Here is an 18,366-nt window from a genome sequence, read left to right on the forward strand (position 1 = left end):
TCAAAAACAACGCGGCGGAGTTTATCCCGCCGCGAAGGCATCCAATCTAACCGCTCAAGTTCCGAAGATCAAGTCTGCAGACCGCAGCGGTGGACGGGCTTCTATTCCACCCTTCGAAGGCCGTCAACTCGACCAGGCAAAGTTTTTCAAGAAAATTGAATATTTGTTCTAATATATTGATTTAATTGAATTTTATCTGAACTTCTCATGCCGGACGGCATTTCCAGCCCTGATACCATTCGACGAAGCGGGGGATCCCCTCATCCAACCGGGTGGTGGGCACGTAGCCGCAAAGCGCGTTCAGGGCGGAGATATCCGCGCAGGTTTCAACCGGGTCCGCCGCCGGTTTTGGCTGGCTGACCGTGATCGCCTCCCGGCCGAGATGGGTTTCCAGCAGGGCCACCAGGTCACGCACATATTCGGCGCGGTGATTGCCGATGTTGAAAACGCGGTGGCGCTGCTCACCGGCCGGCGGGTGATCGAACACCCCCATGATCCCGGTGATGATGTCGTCGATATAGGTGAAATCCCGCTTCAGGGCGCCTTCATCATAGAGGGTGATGGGCCGTCCGGCGATGATCGCCTCGGCGAAGCCGAAATAGGCCATGTCCGGCCGGCCCCAGGGGCCATAGACGGTGAAGAAGCGCAAGCCGGTCTGCTTCAGCCCGAAGAGATGGGTATAGGAGGCGCTCATCAGCTCGTCGGCGCGCTTTGTCGCGGCATAGAGGGAGGAGGGCTGGTCGGCACGCTCGCACTCGGAATAGGGCAGGGTGGAGCCGGTTCCGTACACGGAGGACGAGCTGGCATAGATGAGATGCTTCACGCTACTCGTCCGCCGGGCCAGCTCCAGGATGGAGAGATGCCCGGTGAGGTTGGCGGAGGCGTAGGCGAACGGGTTTTCCAGCGAGTAGCGCACCCCGGCCTGGGCGGCGACATGGAAGATGACCTCCACCCCGTCGCCCAGCTTCAGCAGGGCGTCATGGTCGGCGATGTCCAGCTGGTGGAAGCTGAAACCCTGGCCCAGCCGCGCCAGCCGGGCCTGTTTCAGCCTTATGTCATAATAGGGGTTGAGATCGTCCACCCCGACCACATCGATGCCGCGGCCCAGCAGCTTCTCGCAGATATGGAAACCGATGAAGCCCGCCGCACCGGTGACCAGCGCTTTCATTGGCGCACCAGCCGGTCTTCCATCAATGTCAGGATCGCATGGCCGAGGGCAATGTGACATTCCTGGATGCGCGCCGTCTCGGTATCCGGCACCACGATCGCCAGATCGCACAAGGGCAGGGCAGGGCCGCCATCACCGCCGAGCAGGCCAACTGAGATGATGCCCATCTCCTTGGCCTTTTTGACGGCGCCCAGCACATTCGCGGATTTGCCCGAGGTGGTGATGCCGAACAGCACGTCGCCGGCGCGGCCCAGCCCTTCCAGCGGGCGGGAGAACATTTCATCGATGCCGAAATCGTTCACCGCCGCCGTCACCGCCGAGGTGTCGAGGGCGAGCGTAATCGCCGGCCAGCTGGCACGCGGCACCGCGCCGCGCAGGCGGATCACCAGCTCGGTTGCCAGATGCTGGGCGTCCGCCGCCGAGCCGCCATTGCCGCAGAAGATCAGCTTGCCGCCCTGGCGCAGCGCCCGCTCGCACGCATCCACAATCGCCAGCACCGGCTCGGCTTGCTCGGCCAAAGCCAGTTTCAGCTCGGCACCCCGGCGCAGCATGGCGGCATATCGGGCTTTTTCGTCGGTCTGCATGGGCCAGAGTCACTCCACGATGTCGGTGCGGGGTTTATACGCCAGCCCGTAAAAAGCTTACAGCCGCCCGGCGTACCGGGCGGCTGCAACAAGACACTTCAAAAGCGGCGGAAGATCAGTGCGCGGTCCAGCCGCCATCGATGGAGATCGGCGTGCCGGTGATGGTGGCAGCACCATCGGAGGCCAGGAATACCGCCAGCGCGCCGATTTCCTCCGGGGTGGAGAATTTCAGCATCGGCTGGGTTTCCTGCAGCATCTTCTTCTTCTCGGTATCGACATCGGTGCCGGCATCCTTGGCGCGGTCCTCAAGCTGCTTCTGCACCAGCGGGGTCAGCACCCAGCCCGGGCAGATGGCGTTGACGGTGATGCCGTCATTGGCCGTCTCGATCGCGGCGACCTTGGTGGCGCCGACAACACCATGCTTCGCGGCCACATACGCCACCTTGTGCGGGCTGGCGACCAAGCCGTGGGCGGACGCGATGTTGATGATGCGGCCCCATTTCTTCGCCTTCATCCCCGGGATGGCGGCCTTCATGCCGTAGAACACCGCGGAGAGATTGATGGCGATGATGGCGTCCCATTTCGCCTCGGGGAAATCCTCCACCGGGGCTGTGAACTGGATGCCGGCATTGTTCACCAGAATATCCAGGCTGCCCAGCTCGTCCTGGGTCTTCTTGACGATCGCGGCGACCTGGTCCGGCTTGCTGAGATCCGCACCGTCATAACCGACCTTCACGGAAAATTCTTTTTCCAGATCCTGGCGCAGCTTTTCGATCTCACCTGCATCGCCGAAACCATTCAGCATGATGTCCGCACCCTCGGCGGCCAGCGCCCGGGCGATGCCGAGGCCGATGCCGCTGGTGGAGCCGGTGACCAGGGCAACTTTATCTTTGAGAGCCATTTTGAGCGTCCTTTCTTACTTTTCCGCCAGATAATCATGCAGCACCTTGCCATAGGGCAAGGTCAAGTCGGCGCAGAGATGGGTACCGTAAAGGATCTTTTTCACCGGCAAATCCGCCAGCCGGCAATTCGCATGCGGCACCAGATGCAGCCGCGCATCGCCCGAATAAGCGAATTTCAGGTCGATATCCTCGAGATGATAGCCGACAAGCTGCGCGATCTTGGCGCTGCCATCCACATCCGGGATCCATTTCAGATTGATATTGAGTTTCTTCATGCCTTCGACCACTTTCGCGTGGTCAAGCGGCTTGGTCTTGTATGTCATCGTTCCCAGGGCAACGCGCTCATTGTCATATTTCAGCGTGCCGGTGAGGGTCTCATGGATCGTCTTCAGCTCGGGAATGCCGTATTTTTTCGGAAAGCCCCAGATCTCGCGGCCGCCGGTGGTGGGGCTTTCATCGTCAAGGTACATCATGACGGAGTAATTGCAGGGAATGCCGTTATAAAGTGCGGCAATGCCACAGCCGCTTTCCTCGTAATCACCAAAGCCGGTGGAATCCGGCATCTTCATCCATTCAAAATAGACGTCATTGCCATCCGGCACCAAAGGCTCCGGCAGCAGGCCCCGCAACATGTCGGGATCGGTTTCATAATGGATGAGGAGATATTCCCGGTTATAAAACCGGAAGGGCCCTTTGGGATAGCTGGGCGAGGCCAATGGCATCGAGGTAGCGTTGAGAATTTCGTCTCTCGTCATGCAAACCCTCCAAAGAAGTGACGTTTATGTAGACCGGCCGCCTGTGATTGCACATGACGTTTCTGTCACCATGTCATGAACGGGATCGTGACACACCGACCTCTCAACGCAAGCGAACAAACACAGAACAAGCGGCTGTCTTCATCGACGCCAGCAAAGCAGACCACGTTCAAGCGCGCCTTACCAGATGGAAATGTCATAGAACTGCAACGCAATGCCCGTCGCCATTGTCACAATGTTCAATTATTGCGAGGCGAGGCTTGGGGGTTGCTCTCCCACGCTGACCGAAACGCTGGGCTGACGAGAAGAGCCTGAACAAAAGGAACGCGAACGTGAAGATGATGAACCTCCTCCGCGCCGGCGCCGCCGCGCTGGCCATTACCGCCGCCGTTGGCGCTGTGCAGGCGAAGGCCGACACCACCTCCGTGCCGCTGGTCGAGACGGGCTCCAGCCTGCTCTACCCGCTGTTCAACCTGTGGGTTCCGGCTTACACCGCCAGCCACCCGGGCGCTGACATCACCACCACCTCCACCGGTTCCGGCGCTGGCATCGCGCAGTCCCTCAAGGGCCTGGTGAATATCGGTGCGTCCGACGCCTATCTGTCTGACTCCATGGTCAAGGCGCACTCGAACATGCTGAGCATCCCGCTCGCCATCGCGTCGCAGGCCATCAACTATAACCTGCCCGGCATCACCAACCTGAAGCTGTCCGGCCCGATCCTGGCTGGCATTTACACCGGCAAGATCACCAAGTGGAACGACCCGGCGATCGCCGCGGCGAACCCGGGCGTGACCCTGCCGGACCACGTGATCATCCCCATCCACCGTCTGGACGGTTCGGGCGACACCTTCATCTTCACCCAGTACCTCTCTGACTCCGACGCCAGCTGGGGTTCCACCGTCAAGTTCGGCACCTCCGTGTCCTGGCCGGCGGTCGCCGGTGGCCTGGGCGCCAACGGCAACCCGGGCATGGTCGCCGCCGCCAAGGCGAACCCGTACTCCATCGCCTATATCGGCGTCTCCTTCGCCGACCAGGTTGCGCAGGCCGGCCTCGGCCAGGCCGAGCTGCTGAACAAGGCCGGCAACTACGTGCTGCCGACCGAAGCGACCATCTCCGCCGCCGCTGACAGCTTCGCCAACAGCACCCCGGCCGATGAGCGCGTCTCCATGATCTTCGCGCCGGGCGCGCAGGCCTACCCGATCGTGAATTACGAGTATGCGATCATCAACACCCACCAGGCTTCCGGCGCCGTCGCCAAGGCGGTCCGCGAATTCCTGACCTGGGCGATCACCGATGGCAACAGCATGAGCTTCCTGAAGAAGGTGCATTTCATGCCGCTGCCGCCGGCTGTTGTTGAGCTCTCCAAGGCTCAGATCGCGAAGATCAAGTAACGCCTTTCGCCCCCTTCCGGCTCTGGCCGGGAGGGGGTTTTCGCGTCAAAGGGTGATCCATGAAACTCCGCCCCTTCCGCCTTGCCGTGCTTGGCCTCAGCCTCCTGATCCCCGCCGCGCTCTGCGCGGTTGTTTTGTTTCTGGTGATCTATTCCGGGCAGGCCATTTTCTTCAACGGGCTGCATTTCCTGACCCAGATCAGCTGGAATCTCGGGGATATGTACAGCGATCCAGTCACGGTACGCGGCGTGCAGGTTCCATCCGGCGCCAATTACGGCATTCTGGTCTTCATTGTCGGCACGTTGGCCTCTTCGGCTATTGCCATTCTCATCGCCGTGCCGCTGGCCATGGGGGCTGCCATCTTCCTGGCGGAAGTGGTCTCACCCAAGATCCGGCCAATCCTCTCCATGCTGGTCGAGCTGATCGCGGTCGTCCCCTCCGTGGTGTTCGGGCTGTGGGGCATCGCGGTGCTGGTGCCGCTCATCGGCCATTATCTGGCGCCGAATGGCAGCGGCTATGGGCTGCTCGCCGCCTCCATCGTGCTGGCGCTGATGATCACGCCAATCATCGCCTCCACCCTGCTGGACGCGCTGCTGCAAGTGCCCAGGGAAAATCGCGAATCCGCCTTCGCACTGGGCGCCACCCATTTCGAGGTGGTGACCAAGGCGATGATGCCGATGGTCCGCACCACGTTGATCGGCGGCATCGTGCTGGCGCTGGGCCGCGCTCTGGGTGAAACCATGGCGGTGCTGATGGTCTCCGGCGGCGGCCTGAACATCCTGCCGACCTCGCTGTTCTCGCCCATCTCCACCATCGCCTCCTTCGTCGCCGGCCAGCTGGACAGCGCACAGACGGATTCCACCAACATGTCGGTCCGGGCGCTCTCTGAAATCGCCCTGGTGCTGTTCTTCATCACGCTGGGCGTGAATGCCTGCGCCAAACTTCTTTCGACGGGAGCCCTCCGTGTCCGCAAGCGCGCTTAAATCCCCCCGCTCGGCGCACGAGCTGCGCCGGATCATCACCAGCCAGATCGGCTGGGTTCTCTGCGGCATCGGGCTGCTACTGGTGATCGCCCCGCTGCTCGATATCGTCGGCGTCGTCGCCTGGCGCGGCCTCTCGGCCTTTTCGTGGCATCTCTTCACCGAGAACACCACCGGGCCGAATGGCGGCCTGCTCAATGCCATCGAAGGCACGTTGCTGATCACCCTGTTCGCCATGCTGATCGCCATCCCGCTGGGCGTGGGGGCGGGGATCCATCTCTCGGAATACGGCAAGAACCGGCTGGGCAGCGTCATCCGCTTCATGTCGGACACGCTGACCGGCACGCCCTCGATCGTGCTGGGCTATTTCTCCTACATCGTGATGATCATTGGCTTCGGCTGGGGCTTCTCGCTGATCGCCGCGGCGATCACGCTCGCCATCCTGATCGTGCCTTATCTGGCCCGCATCACCGAGCTTTCGCTGCAGCAGGTGCCCAACACCATGCGCGAGGCCGCCTATGCGCTGGGGGCCAAGGATTCCACCGTGGTGTTCAAGGTGGTGCTGCCGGCGGCGGCCTCCGGCGTCATCACCGGCGCGCTGCTGGCGCTGGCAATCTCGGTCGGCGAGACGGCCCCGCTGATCTACACCGCCGGCTGGTCCAACTATGGCTGGAGCGGCCATTTCACCCATTCGCCGGTCGGCTATCTGACCTACGTGATCTGGACCTTCATCGACCAGCCGGACGCGAAATCCCACGCCCTCGCTTTCGCGGCGGCATTTCTGGTGATGATGGTGGTGCTGGCGATCAATATCGGGGTGCGCCTCACCGTGCGCCGGACCAAATTCAACTGAGCCACTGAGGCGCGGACACAAAAAAAGGCCCCTCCCGGCATCGCGGGAGGGGCCTTTTTTTATCGGACGCTTTACTTGGACGCGGCGGCTAGGCTGGCGGAAATCGCGGCCTCGGCGGCAGCGCGGTCGGCGAAGCCGGTGACCTTCACCCACTTGCCCTTTTCCAGATCCTTATAATGCTCGAAGAAATGCTTGATCACGTCGCGGGTGATGGCGGGCAGATCAGACAGCTCCTTCACATCGGTGTAGAGCGGGTGCACCTTGTCATGCGGCACGCAGACGATCTTCTCGTCCTTGCCGGACTCGTCTTCCATCTCCAGCATGCCGATCGGCCGGCAGCGGATCACCGCGCCGGGCACCACGGCGGTGGGCAGCAACACCAGCGCGTCGGCCGGGTCGCCGTCATCGGCCAGGGTGCCGGGGATGAAGCCATAAGCGGCCGGATAGGTCATCGGGGTGAACACCACGCGGTCCACCACCAGGGCGCCGCTGTCTTTGTCCACCTCATATTTCACGCCGGACCCGGCCGGAATCTCGATCACCACGTTGATATCGTGCGGCACATCCTTGCCGGGCGACAGCTTGCTCACATCCATTGCCAGAACTCCCTGATAGAAGGCGGCTGGGATATAGCTTGCTGCGGCGCAACTGGCCAGATTGCGGCATTTTGCCACGTTCACGGTTGACGGGGCGGCAACGCCACTTAAAAGCGGCAGCGGATGCGCTGGTAGCTCAATGGTTAGAGCGGACCGCTCATAACGGTTTGGTTGGGGGTTCGAGTCCCTCCCGGCGCACCAGACATAAAAAAGGCGGCGCCTCGCGGCGCCGCCTTTTTTGCGATTTCGGAGGTTAGCGCAAAGCCGCGCAGAAGCGCTGGATGCGGGTGCAGGCTTCCACCAGCGCCTCGGTCGAGGTGGCGTAGGAAATGCGGAAATGCCCGGGGTAGACGAAGGCCGAGCCATGCACGGCGGCCACACCTTCTTCATCCAGCAGCGCAATCACGAAATCCTCGTCGGTTTCGATCTTCTTGCCCTTGGGGGTGGTCTTGCCGATGCAGCCTTGCATGGAAGGGAACACGTAGAACGCGCCTTCCGGCTTCTGGCAGTTCAGCCCCGGCGCCTGGTTCAGCATCTCGACCACGAGATCGCGGCGGGTCTGATAGACCTTCACCATCTCATGCAGCGCCTCTTCCGGCCCTTCCAGCGCCGCCACCGCAGCCGCCTGGCTGATGGAGGAGGTGTTGGAGGTGGACTGGCTCTGCAGCTTGTCCATCGCCTTGATCAGCTGCACCGGCGCACCGCAGAAGCCGATACGCCAGCCGGTCATCGCGTAGGCCTTGGAGCAGCCATTCATGGTGATGGTGCGCTCCTTCAGCTTCGGCTCGACCTCGACGATGGTCGCCGGCTTGAAGCCGTCATAGGTCAGCTTCTCATAGATGTCGTCGGTGAACACCCAGATATTCGGGTGCTTCAGCAGCACATCGCAGATCGGGCGCAGATCCGCGGCGGAATAGGCCGCACCGGTCGGGTTGCTGGGGGAGTTCAGGAACACCCATTTGGTCTTCGGCGTGATCGCCGCTTCCAGATCCTCGGCGCGCATCTTGAAGCCGTTATTCGGCGAGCAGGAGACAAACACCGGGCTGCCCTCGGCCAGCTGCACGATATCGGGGTAGGAGACCCAGCACGGGGTCGGGATGATCACCTCATCGCCCGCCTGCACGGTGGCCAGCATGGCGTTGAAGATCACTTGCTTGCCGCCGGTGGAGACGATGATCTCTTCCGGCTTGTAGTCGATGCCGCTGTCACGCTTGAACTTCGCCGCCACCGCCTTGCGCAGCGCCGGGGTGCCGGCGACATCGGTATAGCGGGTTTCACCCTCGTTGATCGCCTTGATCGCCGCCTGCTTGATATGGTCCGGGGTATCGAAATCCGGCTCACCGGCGGAGAGGCTGATAATGTCCCGGCCCTCCGCCTTCAGCGCGCGCGCCTTGGTGGTGATGGCGATGGTCTGGCTCGGGCTGATGCGGTTCAGCCGGTCGGCGATCAGGGTCATAAATCTCTATCTCGAAGAAGTTTGAAGCCGGCGAAACTCCTAAACCTCCACTGCCATCGGCGCAAACCTCTTTTGCCGCAAAACTGCCACGCTTTTTCGCGAAACATTTGTTTATAGGGCGAAATCGTGGCCGATCCGGAAGGATCTCGTCACGAGCCTCACCTATCGCGCCAGCCAAGAGACTATGGCGTGTTTCTTTTCAGGAGAATCAAAAATGACCGTCACCAAATTCGCCAAGCTGCTCCCCGCCGTCGGTCTCGCCTGCGCCATGGCGCTGCCCGCGATGGCGCAGACCGCCCCGGCCAATTCCGGCACCATGGCGCCGATGTCCCCGAATACTATGAGCCACTCCGCCTCGCCGATGGCGAAGGCTGCCAAGGAGAAAACCAAGGCCGGCGGCCTGCCGGCTGACCAGAAATTCTCCACCGCCAGCGCCGCCGCAGCGCATTGCCCGAACAGCACCGTGGAATGGACCGCGCTGAGCCACAGCAAGAGCTACCATGCCAGCTCCTCCAAGCTGTATGGCAAGACCAAGCACGGCGCCTATGCCTGCAAGTCCGATCTGGACGCCGCCGGTTTCCACCAGGCCAAGAACTGAGCTAAAAAACGGGGCGGCAAACACCGCCCCGTTTTTTTGAAAGGAACTCGCCTTGGCCGAAACCAACTATGTCACCCTCCCTTCCGGCGTGAAGTATGAGGACCATGTCGTCGGTACGGGTGAAACCCCGAAGCAGGGCCAGATGGTGACCGTGCATTACACCGGCTGGCTGGATGAGAACGGCGCCAAGGGCCGCAAGTTCGATTCCTCGCGCGACCGCGGGCAGCCCTTTACCTTCAAGCTGGGTGTCGGCCAGGTGATTTCGGGTTGGGATCTGGGGGTGGCCACCATGCAGGCGGGCGGCCAGCGCACCCTGCTGCTGCTGCCGGAGCACGGCTATGGCCAGCGCGGCGCCGGCTCGGTGATTCCGCCGGGCGCGACCCTGATTTTCGATGTCGAGCTGATCAGCTTCAAGTAATCGCTAGAGCAATATGTGTTGAGGTTGACGCACCAGCGTCAAGATAAACACATGAAATTGCCCGCCAAAACATAAATAGAGCGAACGGGTGTCACCCATCTCGCTCTATTCGCCCTTTTTATTCAGCGTGCCGGCAACAGAATGGCCGGCGCGCTCCGCCGGCGCCGGCCGATACGGCGGCGATCCCGGGCGGCCCGCACCATCGTCTCGAAAGACAGCCGCACCGCCTCGCTATCCCCGGTCCGCCGCTCCAGAGCCCGCAGACAGAAATGCACTTTCGCCATGCTCTGATAATAATCAGTGAAGCTGTAATTCAGCAGCCCGCCGGTGACTGCTCCGGCCACGGGCACGAGCTGCGCCATCAGCTTCTCAGACAAAATCAGCCCAAACCGCCCCGCCGCGCTGCGGATCAGCAGATTGATCGTGAGATGGCTCACCCCAAGCCGCGCCGCCCAATAGCCGCTCTCCGCCGCTTCCCCCATCTCGCTCGGGCTGCCGAAGGCGAGAACCTCAAGGCAGGCGCGCCGGGTCTCCTCGGACGCCAGATCCTCGCCGGAATCCCGCGCCACCTCGGCGATGGAGCGCAGAATGGTGGCGGTAGTGAAAGGAATATCGACAAACGCGCCCGGCAGCCCGGCAAAGCCTGAAACAACGCCGCTCATCGTTGTCGCCGCCCGGTGCAGCCTGTTCTTGCGCGGCGCCTTGGGGCGAATGAAATGCGGCGCGGCATCCAGCCCGAACGTCGCGTAGCTGTAGCTGCTCCACAGCACGTCTTCCACGGTATCCTGGATTTTGCCGGAAAGCCCGGCCCATGTGTCGCCGCCAAATCTGGCGCCAACCTGCGAAATGGCGGCCTGCACGCCCTCAACCTGCCGGCCGAACAGAGCGGTGAGCCTGACCAGCAGCCCCCTGGAATCAGCCATCAGCACGGCCGCTTCCCAAAGCTGCCAGCGCTCGGATTCGGTCAAAAAGCCGGTCTCATCGACCAGGCTCTGGGGCAGGGGGGGTAAAACGATCATGGCCAGACTGAGATGCGCTCAGCCTGGCCGTGACTCAAGAGATTTTAAGGAAATTTCACTCCGCGGCGGCGGCGGAAACACCCTTCACAGCCTGCACGATCTCGGCGAAGGACGCCGGATCATCGAACGCAATGGCGGACAGCACCTTGCGGTCCAGCTCCAGCCCAGCCTGCTTCAGGCCGTAGATGAACTGGCTGTAGGTCAGCCCATGCTCACGCACGGCAGCGTTGATACGCTGGATCCAGAGCGAGCGGAATTCGCGCTTTTTGACGCGACGGTCGCGATACGCATAGCGCAGGGCCTTTTCCAGGCGCTCCATCGCAATGCGATAATTGGTGGAAGACCGGCCAACATAGCCCTTGGAAAGCTCCAGGACCTTCTTGTGGCGGGCATGGGTGGTCACACCGCGTTTCACACGTGCCATTTTCTATCTCCTCCTTACAGACCGTACGGTGCCCACTGCTTCACGGTCAGGCCGTCAGCGTGGGTCAGGGTCTGGCTGCCGCGGTTCTGGCGCTTGGCCTTCTGAGAACGGGCATAGAGGTTGTGGCGCTTCTTGCCCGGGCCGGCCAGAACCTTGCCCGTGGCGGTGATCTTGAAGCGCTTCTTGACCGCGGATTTGGTCTTCAGCTTCGGCATTTCAGTCTCCTGATCGCATAACCCGCGCCTTGCGGCCCGGGGTCCCGGAAATCGGGGCGGCGGCCAGGCATGCCTAAAGGCCCGGACACGCGCGCTTCAACGCGAGACAAGACTGAAAAGCCGAGCAGTCGCGCCACTCCGCCTTGGGCCTGCCCACGGTGAAGGCGCGCCTATAAAGCCAGTAACGCCCCGTGACAAGAGGCACAAAGCAGCGCAGAGTCGCATAATGCCAGCAAAACCGCCGGATGAAGAGAGCCTGTACGAAGCGGCGATGAACCATATAGCCCGCTACGCGGCCACGGAAGCCGGCCTGACCCGCGTGCTCTCCCGTCGCATCGACCGCTGGGGGCAGAAACGGGCCCTTGAACAAGGCGCTGATGAAGCTGAACTCGCGCAGCTTTCGCGGCTGGCAAAAGCGGCGATCCCGGGCGTACTGGCGCGGCTCAAGGCGCTGGGCGCGCTGGACGACAGCGCCTTCGCCGCTTCCCGCGCCAGGCGGCTGACCCGCGCCGGCAAATCCAGGCGCGCGACCCTGGCGCATCTTGCCGCCAAAGGGGTGAACCAGCCTGATCTGCCGGACGACCCCGACCGCGAACTCGCCGCCGCCTGCGCCTTTCTGCGCCGCCGCCGCGGCGGCGCCTTCGGCGAGGCGCCCCGTGACAAGCTTCTCGCCGCCATGGCCCGTGGCGGCTTCACCCAGGCAACCGCCCGCCAGGCGCTGTCCCTTCCGCGCGACGAAGCGGAGCAGCTGATCAAGTCCTTGGAAAATCTGCCTTAGACAATATATGCTCAGCCTCTGTATCGGCGGCAGACGCATACCTCATCCCGGCAGTTTGAGGCCGGCCCAGAGCGGACTCACACGTGGGTCGAACGACGCCGCCCCGCGTGGCGCCAACCTGGATTGCTGAAAGAAATACTCATCCAGCGCATCGGCCAGCTCCAAACCACCCATCCATGCCGGACTCCGTACCCGCGAAAACGTTGCGGCCTCCGACCCCGAGCGACCCAAGCCGGGCGGTGACAACGCCCCTTGCATCTCATCCGCGCTCATCAGCAGGGCCGCCTCGTCCGGCATCGGCTCAAACCCGTTCCCCGGCGCGCTCGTCATCCCGCCGTCAGACCCGCTGAAATGCTGACGCCGCCGCCCGCGCGGCACCGGCGCCATGGGCCGGCCTAGGGCAGGTCGGGGTTCAATAATCGATACCCTGCCCTCAAAGGCCGGCCCAGCGCGGCGCCTGGACATAAGAGGCCGGGCACCAGCCGGGCGCCAGATCGCATAGCGCGGCACCGGCCAGGATCGGACCGCCGCCCCCCCCAACGCCCCTGCGCAACCAACCCGGCAACGCGCTGCCCCGCCTCTGCGCCGCCACCGGCTGACGCCTTCCAGACCTCACCATGCCAGCCATCCCCAACGCCCTCGGCCAGCCGACAGGTGCAGAGGCCCGCACAGCCAGCGAGGCGAACTCCATCTCGCGGCGCCGGTTCGGCCGGCGCCCCCGGCCCGCGGGGCGGCGCACAGGCGCAAAACCGCCCGGCCTTTGCACGCCGACCCGCAGAGCCAGACGATGCAAAGGCCCGCCTGCCTCCCTGGCCTTGGGACGGGCACCACGCAACGCCGCCCTGAACCCCGCCAGCTTGTCGCGCTGCACCTCTGTCATGCTCAAGCGCTCCCCCCATCAGCCTCAGAGCGCGAAAACCGCCTTCAGCTCGGCCAGAATGGTCTGCAACAGGCTCAGCCCGGCAACAGCCTTCTGCGCGCTGGCGGAAGGCAAGGCAGCCAGGGCCGGCGCCGCCGCCGAGGCCAAAGCCGTCACCGCATCCTGCGCCGTCGCCAACGCCGAGGCATGGGCGGATTGATCCGCCACCACCGCATTCACCACCGCACCCGCCGCCGCCGCACCGGCCGCAACTTCATTGCCCACCACACCGCCAATGGCCTCGCCCGCCACGGAGGCCACCGCCAACCCCGCATTGATCCGCGTCGTATCGCTCATCGCCAACTCTCCTGTCTGAGACTCACTTCAAGATTTCATGCGCCAGGGCGCCAACATCGGACGCCACCGCCGCCACCTTCGTCACATCGCCCGATTGCAGCAGTGTCTTCACATCGCTCACCGCCTGCTCAAGCTGCACCGTGGTAACACTCGTCTCCGGTTCGACGATTTTCAAAAACCCCACCACCAGCCCCAGAATATCCACGGCCGGGAGCTGCTGATGCAGCACGCCCCACTGGATCAACGCCGTGATCGCCGTGCCCAGCCAGATCGCCAGCCCGGTCCGGTTCTGCGGCGATTGCAGAAAATGTTTCACACTCATGCCGATCTCCTTCACCCCCCAACAATCCGGGCAAGCTGCAGAATGCGCCTCGCCCATCCCAGGCCGAACACGCTCCAGCCCGGCAATTTCGCGTAATAATCAAGCCGCCTCACCAACGCCTCCAGCGCCAATGTGCCGGCATGTCCGCTCGTTAAAACCTGCAGGCTGCGCGGCCCCAGAATGCCATCACCCGGCACCCCTGCAGCCTGCTGCAAAAACACGATGGATCGGCGCACCCCCGCATTCACCGCGGCATCGAACGCCACCATCGCCAACGGCAACGCCAACGCATCACCCTGGATTTTTTCAAAATAATCCCGCCGGTAAATCGCCTCGATCTGCGGCTGCGTCAGAGTTTCGATATCCAGATCCGGATAGGCTGCGGCACTGATCCCGCATTTCGTCCCGCGCAACAGGCCCATGCCCACGGCACCCCCGGTCCAGTTTCCAGGATCAGCCGCATTCGTGGAATATCCGCCTTCCGCCTGCAAGGTGAAGGCAATACAGCTGGCAAAATTATCCATGAAACAAACTCGTTGCCAAACCACCACAAACAGCGGAGAGCAGGCTGACGATCATCAGGCTCAGCCGCCGCTCCACATCCCGCTCGCCGCGAATCCGCGCGAGGTCCGCGCGCATATCGCCGAGTCCGCCGATCAGTTCGTCGACTTTCGAAAAGATCTTCGCCACCACCAGGTCCTCCTGCGCCAGATAACGGACCCGCCAAGTCTCCAGCGATTCCGCCTTGGCTTCGAGGATCCGCAGATCCTGCTTCACGGCGCCGATATCATTTCTGATCCCCGCGACATCGGCGCGCAGCGCCGCCCCCAAATCCTGATCCATTCCTGATCCTTTTCAGGCCAGCACATCAGACAAGATGATCGGATATGTCGTCGCCTGCAGCGGCATGTTGATGGCCCAGCCCGACCCCAGATCGTTCGCGATGTTCCAGTTTGCCGGCGCAGCGCGCAGCGCGCTGTTATCCGTCACCGCATCGCCCCGGCCGATCTGCGTGCTGCCATAAGGGTAGAAAAACAGCACGGCGGCGGAGGGATTGCTGATAGCCTGCGCCAATGTCACCGCAATATGCGTCGCATCCACCCGCGCCGCCGCCACGGCGGTGATGATCGTCCCAGGACTGGCAACGGAGCCGCCATCCATCACCGCAAACCCCGCACCATTCAACGCCTGCAAGGGAACGATCAGATCATCCCCGGAATCATGCGTCACCGTGAGGATCAATTCGGTGTTGGACGCGCGATAGACATGCGAAATCTGCGGCCCGCCTTTCGCTGGCAGGCCGGCGGCGGGCAGGGTGCTGGCCGGAATCGAATCACTCCAGCCCGACGCAATCGCCAGCCGCCCCGCGGCATGCGCGCCCACCCGGCCATATCGCAGCAGATCCACCTCGTCGCGATGCTCCGGATCGCCACCGGTAAACATCCCCGTGGTCGCGTCATAGGTGGAATTCAGCGGATTCGAATCCGCCGTCTGCGCCGCGAAGATGGTGATGTTATTCGCGGCCACGCTTGCGAGATCCTCGATCGCTTCGCGCACCATCTGCACACCGCCCGCCGTCTCGTAAGGAATCGCGTTCCAGGCCAGCAAGGGCAATTGCACGGCCGTGCGCCCCAGCAAGGCCCGCGTCAGCGCCAGCAGCCGCAGCACGGTGGCTTTGTACAGCGCCTTGTTCGCATACGGCATCGTGCTGTCCTGCTCGCTCCAGGGCCAAAGCAGGAAGGTGATGTCCGCCTCATCCACGCTGGATACAAGTGCCGAACCGCCAGTGAGATAAGCGCTCAACGCGGCAAAATCCGGCCCACCGCTCCAGGTCGATGGATCCGATCCATCGCCCGGATTGGTCAGGAAGGTGCCGCTCCCCGTCCCTGGCGGAAACAGCGGCGGCGAGGAGTTCGAGATCGGATGGCCCGAGATCACCGAATAGCGCGCCGGTGAGAGATAGGTCCCGGAGATCTCCGCCGTATACGCATAAGAAGCGGCCCCCAGATACCAGGCCACACCTTGCGCCAACGCCAACGGCGCGCCGGCATTGATGAACCAGGCGGCGTTGGACTGGCCCATCACCAACAGATTGACCCCCCGCCGCGCGCCCAGCACCCAACGCCCCTGGGCGGCGATCAATGTCTGCATATCGGTGCTGGACAAAGCCCGCTCCCAGCACGCCGCCTCATGAAACCAGCATTGCGCGCTGCCTTGGATGGTCGCGTCATGCAGCCACAAAAGCTGCGCCTTGGCGCTGGCGGGCAGCGGGTTGGCAACGGCGCTGGCCACCTGCACCCCATCCAGCCACACATCCACCCCCACACCGGGGGTATTGCGCAGGATCACCGCATGGGTGTGGCGCCGCGCCAGGTTTGCGGTCAGCACCGTCGGGCTCGCCGCCGTCGGAAACAGGGTCAGATTGCTGCCCTGCGAACTATCCGCCTGCAAAATCGTGACGCCCGCGCCACTCAGCGTATGGATCAGCGGGATCGGCGACTGGTCGACATAATATGTCCCTTGCCGCCAGTTCGGCCGCGTCCAGACGAGATAGCGCGTCCAGGCCTGCCCGGCACCGAATTCCAGTCCAGGATGCGACAGCCCCCAATCCGGATCCAGGCTCGGCCCGTAATGCACGATGCTGGCATCCGGCGCGCCCACCGCGCCCAGAAACCCGTTCACCCGCGGCACCGCCAGCGTCGCCACCGGCGCGGTGTCGGCGCTGACATGGTAGGGTGTCAGCGCCATGCCGGCACCGGACTTATCCTGAAGGCTGCCCACCACGCTGTTGCTGCCGCCAACCGGATTGCCGCTGCCATCCAGCAGGCTACCCAGCAAACCCGCATCCCACCAGCCGGACAAACCGCTGATGGCGCTGGGGTAGGGGCCCGCGAACAAACCCGCCGGCACCGCCCCGGCAGGCAACGCACCGATCAGCACCCGCTTTCCCGAGCCCGACATCAAAGGCGAGCCGGGCTGGTTGAACAACATCACCATCGGCTCAGCTCACCGTCACGGTAAAGCTGCTCACCGCCGTCGCGGCGCCGGCCGTGGTCTGCACCCACACATAATAGGCGCCGGCCGTGGCCGGGCTGGTGTAGTAGATGGCCCAAAGCGTATTGGAATCGATCACCGACGCGGCCTGCCAGCCGCTCGTCGGCGCCGTGCTGTTCGAGGTGGACAGCGCCACCTGCACCGAAACCGCCTGCGCCGGCGAAATCGCGCCATTCAGCCCGATCGTCCCAGAGCCATGCGTATAGCTACCGCCCGGATTATTGAACCCGAAACTCACCGCCGCGGCTTCTGTCACGGCAATGGCGGAGGACACCGCCGTCAGCCCGCTGCTCGGATCCTGCGCCCAGGCATAATAGGTGCCCACGGCACCCGACGTCAGCGCGCCGGAGATCACCCCGGCATTGTTCGCCGCCGCCACCCAGCCGCTGGTCGGCGCCGTGCTGTTGCTGGTGGTGAGCTGGATATTCACCGCATCCCCAACCGGCGTCACGGCGCCGGACACGTTGAGCGCGCTCCCCGCCGTCCCGCTAACCGGCGCTGAAATCGTCAGGCTCGCCTGGGTCACGCTCACCGCGCCGGAGACCACCTGAACCGCCGTATCGGCCGTCTGCTGCGCCCAAACATAGAAACTCCCCGCCGCACCCGGCGTCAGGCTGGCGCTCCAGCCCGTGCCGCTGACGGTCGCACTGCTCCAGCTGGTCGGCGCCGTGGTCGCGGAACTGGACAAACCAACCCGCACCGCCGTCCCGCCCGGCGAAACCGTACCGGCAATGTTGAGCGCCGCGTTGATCTGCCCGGTCGTTGGCATGGTGGTGAAGGCAATCGTCGGCGCCGCCACGGTAAAGCTGTTGGACACACCAACGACGCTTTGGTTGCCGCGGTCGCGCACCTGCACCGTGTAGGTTCCCGCGGCCAGGCCCGGCAGCGTGAAGCTGTAGGCATTGGCGGAAATCACCGGGCTCGGCGCGGCGCTCCAGCTGCTGCCGCCATTCGTCGAATAATCCAGCGCCGTCACGGCATCGTTGAAAATCCCGCCACCGACCACGAAGGCCGTATTCACCGCCGGCGCGCTGATCGCCCCCACCGTGATGGTCGGCGTGTTGGACACAATGCCGCTCCACCAGACGGTCGAGCCCCCCGAATAGCTGATGCCGACAAGCTGGGTGGAGGCGCCCGGCGGCAACACCGTGCCACCCGTGCCGGAACTGATCCCCGTGCCCATCGTCACCGCGCCGGCGGAGAGATTGATCAGCGTGCAGGCAAACCCCGCCCCCGTATTCGCGAAATTCGCGGTCAGGGTCAGCGGGGCGCTGGCCACCAGCACGCGCTGATTATGCACGGTCGAATCCAGCACGGTGTTCACCGCCAGCTCCACCACGCCGGACTGCACGCTGGGCAGCTTGCCCTGCACATAGGTCCAGATCGAGCCAAAGCTCTGCACGCTCAGCGTATTGCTGCCCTGGGCCACCAGCAGCTCATCGCCATCGGCGACCGGGGCGGCGGCGGGCAATTCATCCACCGTCTGCCCCGCCAGCAGCTGACCATACGGGATCCACGCCAGCGCGCCATTCTGCCAGAGCGGCAGATAATCGGCGCTGCTCACACTGCTGGTGGCGGTCCCGACCGCCGGCCCCTGCAGCCCGGCCCCGGCAGCCCCGGTCGGCCCGGCCGGACCA

The 18,366-nt window shown here is 63.6% G+C and carries 22 protein-coding genes and 1 tRNA gene; 7 read left to right on the top strand and 16 right to left on the bottom strand.

From position 1 onward, the window contains the following. Window positions 1–205: 205 nt before the first annotated feature. The 4 genes from MXAZACID_RS12210 to MXAZACID_RS12225 form a co-directional block, all read right to left on the bottom strand. Complete coding sequence (locus tag MXAZACID_RS12210; protein WP_008494692.1) at window positions 206–1,168, bottom strand: NAD-dependent epimerase/dehydratase family protein; 963 nt, start codon at window positions 1,166–1,168, stop codon at window positions 206–208. Continuing rightward, on the bottom strand, window positions 1,165–1,752 hold the full coding sequence (locus MXAZACID_RS12215) for an SIS domain-containing protein (RefSeq protein WP_008494694.1): 588 nt from the start codon (window positions 1,750–1,752) through the stop codon (window positions 1,165–1,167). The genes MXAZACID_RS12210 and MXAZACID_RS12215 overlap by 4 nt, the downstream gene beginning before the upstream one ends. A gap of 115 nt (window positions 1,753–1,867) precedes the next feature. Then, the gene (locus MXAZACID_RS12220; RefSeq protein WP_008494695.1) at window positions 1,868–2,653 is read right to left on the bottom strand and encodes a 3-hydroxybutyrate dehydrogenase; all 786 of its coding nucleotides are present in this window, start codon (window positions 2,651–2,653) and stop codon (window positions 1,868–1,870) included. A gap of 15 nt (window positions 2,654–2,668) precedes the next feature. Next, window positions 2,669–3,409 carry an acetoacetate decarboxylase gene (locus MXAZACID_RS12225; RefSeq protein WP_039885352.1) on the bottom strand — a complete coding sequence of 247 codons (741 nt, stop codon included), beginning with the start codon at window positions 3,407–3,409 and terminating at the stop codon, window positions 2,669–2,671. Between the two features lie 338 nt (window positions 3,410–3,747). Here MXAZACID_RS12225 and pstS point away from each other — a divergent pair, with 338 nt between their 5' ends. From pstS to pstA, 3 genes are read left to right on the top strand one after another with little or no spacing between them, the layout of a single operon-like run. Further along, entirely contained in the window at window positions 3,748–4,800 is a 1,053-nt protein-coding gene (gene pstS, locus MXAZACID_RS12230) for a phosphate ABC transporter substrate-binding protein PstS (protein ID WP_008494697.1), read from the top strand. A gap of 59 nt (window positions 4,801–4,859) precedes the next feature. Further along, window positions 4,860–5,783 (top strand): phosphate ABC transporter permease subunit PstC, encoded by a 924-nt coding sequence (pstC, locus tag MXAZACID_RS12235; protein WP_008494698.1) that lies wholly within the window; start codon window positions 4,860–4,862, stop codon window positions 5,781–5,783. Beyond that, window positions 5,764–6,633 carry a phosphate ABC transporter permease PstA gene (gene pstA / locus MXAZACID_RS12240; protein WP_008494699.1) on the top strand — a complete coding sequence of 290 codons (870 nt, stop codon included), beginning with the start codon at window positions 5,764–5,766 and terminating at the stop codon, window positions 6,631–6,633. The genes pstC and pstA overlap by 20 nt, the downstream gene beginning before the upstream one ends. 71 nt (window positions 6,634–6,704) lie before the next feature. Here pstA and ppa read toward each other — a convergent pair whose 3' ends face one another. Continuing rightward, window positions 6,705–7,229: an inorganic diphosphatase gene (ppa, locus tag MXAZACID_RS12245; protein WP_008494700.1), complete on the bottom strand. Its 525-nt coding sequence runs from the start codon at window positions 7,227–7,229 to the stop codon at window positions 6,705–6,707. Between the two features lie 125 nt (window positions 7,230–7,354). On the opposite strand from ppa, the gene MXAZACID_RS12250 reads away from it, so the two are divergent. Next, a tRNA-Ile gene (locus tag MXAZACID_RS12250) sits at window positions 7,355–7,430 on the top strand. 52 nt (window positions 7,431–7,482) lie between these two features. On the opposite strand, the gene MXAZACID_RS12255 is transcribed toward MXAZACID_RS12250, so the two are convergent. Further along, window positions 7,483–8,685 (bottom strand): pyridoxal phosphate-dependent aminotransferase, encoded by a 1,203-nt coding sequence (locus MXAZACID_RS12255; protein ID WP_008494701.1) that lies wholly within the window; start codon window positions 8,683–8,685, stop codon window positions 7,483–7,485. A 214-nt stretch (window positions 8,686–8,899) separates the two neighbouring features. On the opposite strand from MXAZACID_RS12255, the gene MXAZACID_RS17890 reads away from it, so the two are divergent. Then, on the top strand, window positions 8,900–9,283 hold the full coding sequence (locus MXAZACID_RS17890) for a hypothetical protein (RefSeq protein WP_008494702.1): 384 nt from the start codon (window positions 8,900–8,902) through the stop codon (window positions 9,281–9,283). Between the two features lie 52 nt (window positions 9,284–9,335). Continuing rightward, window positions 9,336–9,701 carry an FKBP-type peptidyl-prolyl cis-trans isomerase gene (locus tag MXAZACID_RS12265; protein ID WP_008494704.1) on the top strand — a complete coding sequence of 122 codons (366 nt, stop codon included), beginning with the start codon at window positions 9,336–9,338 and terminating at the stop codon, window positions 9,699–9,701. Window positions 9,702–9,823: 122 nt separating this feature from the next. On the opposite strand, the gene MXAZACID_RS12270 is transcribed toward MXAZACID_RS12265, so the two are convergent. From MXAZACID_RS12270 to rpmI, 3 genes are read right to left on the bottom strand one after another with little or no spacing between them, the layout of a single operon-like run. Next, window positions 9,824–10,720 (bottom strand): EcsC family protein, encoded by an 897-nt coding sequence (locus MXAZACID_RS12270; RefSeq protein ID WP_008494705.1) that lies wholly within the window; start codon window positions 10,718–10,720, stop codon window positions 9,824–9,826. 55 nt (window positions 10,721–10,775) lie between these two features. Further along, window positions 10,776–11,144 (bottom strand): 50S ribosomal protein L20, encoded by a 369-nt coding sequence (gene rplT, locus MXAZACID_RS12275; RefSeq protein ID WP_008494706.1) that lies wholly within the window; start codon window positions 11,142–11,144, stop codon window positions 10,776–10,778. Between the two features lie 14 nt (window positions 11,145–11,158). Then, a complete protein-coding gene (gene rpmI / locus MXAZACID_RS12280) occupies window positions 11,159–11,359 on the bottom strand; it encodes a 50S ribosomal protein L35 (RefSeq protein ID WP_008494707.1) in 201 nt (66 codons plus the stop codon). Between the two features lie 226 nt (window positions 11,360–11,585). On the opposite strand from rpmI, the gene MXAZACID_RS12285 reads away from it, so the two are divergent. Then, window positions 11,586–12,137, top strand: coding sequence for a regulatory protein RecX (locus MXAZACID_RS12285; protein WP_039885355.1), 552 nt, complete (start codon window positions 11,586–11,588; stop codon window positions 12,135–12,137). A gap of 42 nt (window positions 12,138–12,179) precedes the next feature. On the opposite strand, the gene MXAZACID_RS12290 is transcribed toward MXAZACID_RS12285, so the two are convergent. From MXAZACID_RS12290 to MXAZACID_RS17905, 7 genes are all read right to left on the bottom strand, one after another. Continuing rightward, window positions 12,180–12,524, bottom strand: coding sequence for a hypothetical protein (locus MXAZACID_RS12290; RefSeq protein WP_144052784.1), 345 nt, complete (start codon window positions 12,522–12,524; stop codon window positions 12,180–12,182). Window positions 12,525–13,041: 517 nt separating this feature from the next. Further along, window positions 13,042–13,353: a hypothetical protein gene (locus MXAZACID_RS20400; RefSeq protein WP_008494711.1), complete on the bottom strand. Its 312-nt coding sequence runs from the start codon at window positions 13,351–13,353 to the stop codon at window positions 13,042–13,044. A gap of 22 nt (window positions 13,354–13,375) precedes the next feature. Further along, complete coding sequence (locus MXAZACID_RS17900; protein ID WP_008494712.1) at window positions 13,376–13,675, bottom strand: hypothetical protein; 300 nt, start codon at window positions 13,673–13,675, stop codon at window positions 13,376–13,378. A gap of 11 nt (window positions 13,676–13,686) precedes the next feature. After that, window positions 13,687–14,199: a glycoside hydrolase family 108 protein gene (locus tag MXAZACID_RS12310; protein WP_008494713.1), complete on the bottom strand. Its 513-nt coding sequence runs from the start codon at window positions 14,197–14,199 to the stop codon at window positions 13,687–13,689. Beyond that, the gene (locus MXAZACID_RS12315; protein WP_168118433.1) at window positions 14,192–14,506 is read right to left on the bottom strand and encodes a hypothetical protein; all 315 of its coding nucleotides are present in this window, start codon (window positions 14,504–14,506) and stop codon (window positions 14,192–14,194) included. Before MXAZACID_RS12315 ends, MXAZACID_RS12310 begins: the two co-directional genes overlap by 8 nt. Window positions 14,507–14,530: 24 nt before the next feature. Next, the gene (locus tag MXAZACID_RS12320) at window positions 14,531–16,666 is read right to left on the bottom strand and encodes a hypothetical protein (protein ID WP_240376662.1); all 2,136 of its coding nucleotides are present in this window, start codon (window positions 16,664–16,666) and stop codon (window positions 14,531–14,533) included. Between the two features lie 10 nt (window positions 16,667–16,676). Then, the coding region (locus tag MXAZACID_RS17905; RefSeq protein ID WP_008494716.1) for a hypothetical protein at window positions 16,677–18,366 on the bottom strand (1,690 nt) is incomplete at its 5' end.

Origin of the sequence: Acidocella sp. MX-AZ02 (genome assembly GCF_000306035.1) — a bacterium.
GTDB classification, from domain to species: domain Bacteria; phylum Pseudomonadota; class Alphaproteobacteria; order Acetobacterales; family Acetobacteraceae; genus Acidocella; species Acidocella facilis.

Coding starts and splice junctions, on each gene's coding strand:
- MXAZACID_RS12210 (WP_008494692.1), bottom strand. CDS start 1,168: ATGAAAGCGCTGGTCACCGGTGCGGCGGGCTTCATCGGTTTCCATATC.
- MXAZACID_RS12215 (WP_008494694.1), bottom strand. CDS start 1,752: ATGCAGACCGACGAAAAAGCCCGATATGCCGCCATGCTGCGCCGGGGT.
- MXAZACID_RS12220 (WP_008494695.1), bottom strand. CDS start 2,653: ATGGCTCTCAAAGATAAAGTTGCCCTGGTCACCGGCTCCACCAGCGGC.
- MXAZACID_RS12225 (WP_039885352.1), bottom strand. CDS start 3,409: ATGACGAGAGACGAAATTCTCAACGCTACCTCGATGCCATTGGCCTCG.
- pstS (WP_008494697.1), top strand. CDS start 3,748: ATGATGAACCTCCTCCGCGCCGGCGCCGCCGCGCTGGCCATTACCGCC.
- pstC (WP_008494698.1), top strand. CDS start 4,860: ATGAAACTCCGCCCCTTCCGCCTTGCCGTGCTTGGCCTCAGCCTCCTG.
- ppa (WP_008494700.1), bottom strand. CDS start 7,229: ATGGATGTGAGCAAGCTGTCGCCCGGCAAGGATGTGCCGCACGATATC.
- MXAZACID_RS12255 (WP_008494701.1), bottom strand. CDS start 8,685: ATGACCCTGATCGCCGACCGGCTGAACCGCATCAGCCCGAGCCAGACC.
- MXAZACID_RS17890 (WP_008494702.1), top strand. CDS start 8,900: ATGACCGTCACCAAATTCGCCAAGCTGCTCCCCGCCGTCGGTCTCGCC.
- MXAZACID_RS12270 (WP_008494705.1), bottom strand. CDS start 10,720: ATGATCGTTTTACCCCCCCTGCCCCAGAGCCTGGTCGATGAGACCGGC.
- rplT (WP_008494706.1), bottom strand. CDS start 11,144: ATGGCACGTGTGAAACGCGGTGTGACCACCCATGCCCGCCACAAGAAG.
- rpmI (WP_008494707.1), bottom strand. CDS start 11,359: ATGCCGAAGCTGAAGACCAAATCCGCGGTCAAGAAGCGCTTCAAGATC.
- MXAZACID_RS12285 (WP_039885355.1), top strand. CDS start 11,586: ATGCCAGCAAAACCGCCGGATGAAGAGAGCCTGTACGAAGCGGCGATG.
- MXAZACID_RS12290 (WP_144052784.1), bottom strand. CDS start 12,524: ATGGCGCCGGTGCCGCGCGGGCGGCGGCGTCAGCATTTCAGCGGGTCT.
- MXAZACID_RS20400 (WP_008494711.1), bottom strand. CDS start 13,353: ATGAGCGATACGACGCGGATCAATGCGGGGTTGGCGGTGGCCTCCGTG.
- MXAZACID_RS17900 (WP_008494712.1), bottom strand. CDS start 13,675: ATGAGTGTGAAACATTTTCTGCAATCGCCGCAGAACCGGACCGGGCTG.
- MXAZACID_RS12310 (WP_008494713.1), bottom strand. CDS start 14,199: ATGGATAATTTTGCCAGCTGTATTGCCTTCACCTTGCAGGCGGAAGGC.
- MXAZACID_RS12320 (WP_240376662.1), bottom strand. CDS start 16,666: ATGTTGTTCAACCAGCCCGGCTCGCCTTTGATGTCGGGCTCGGGAAAG.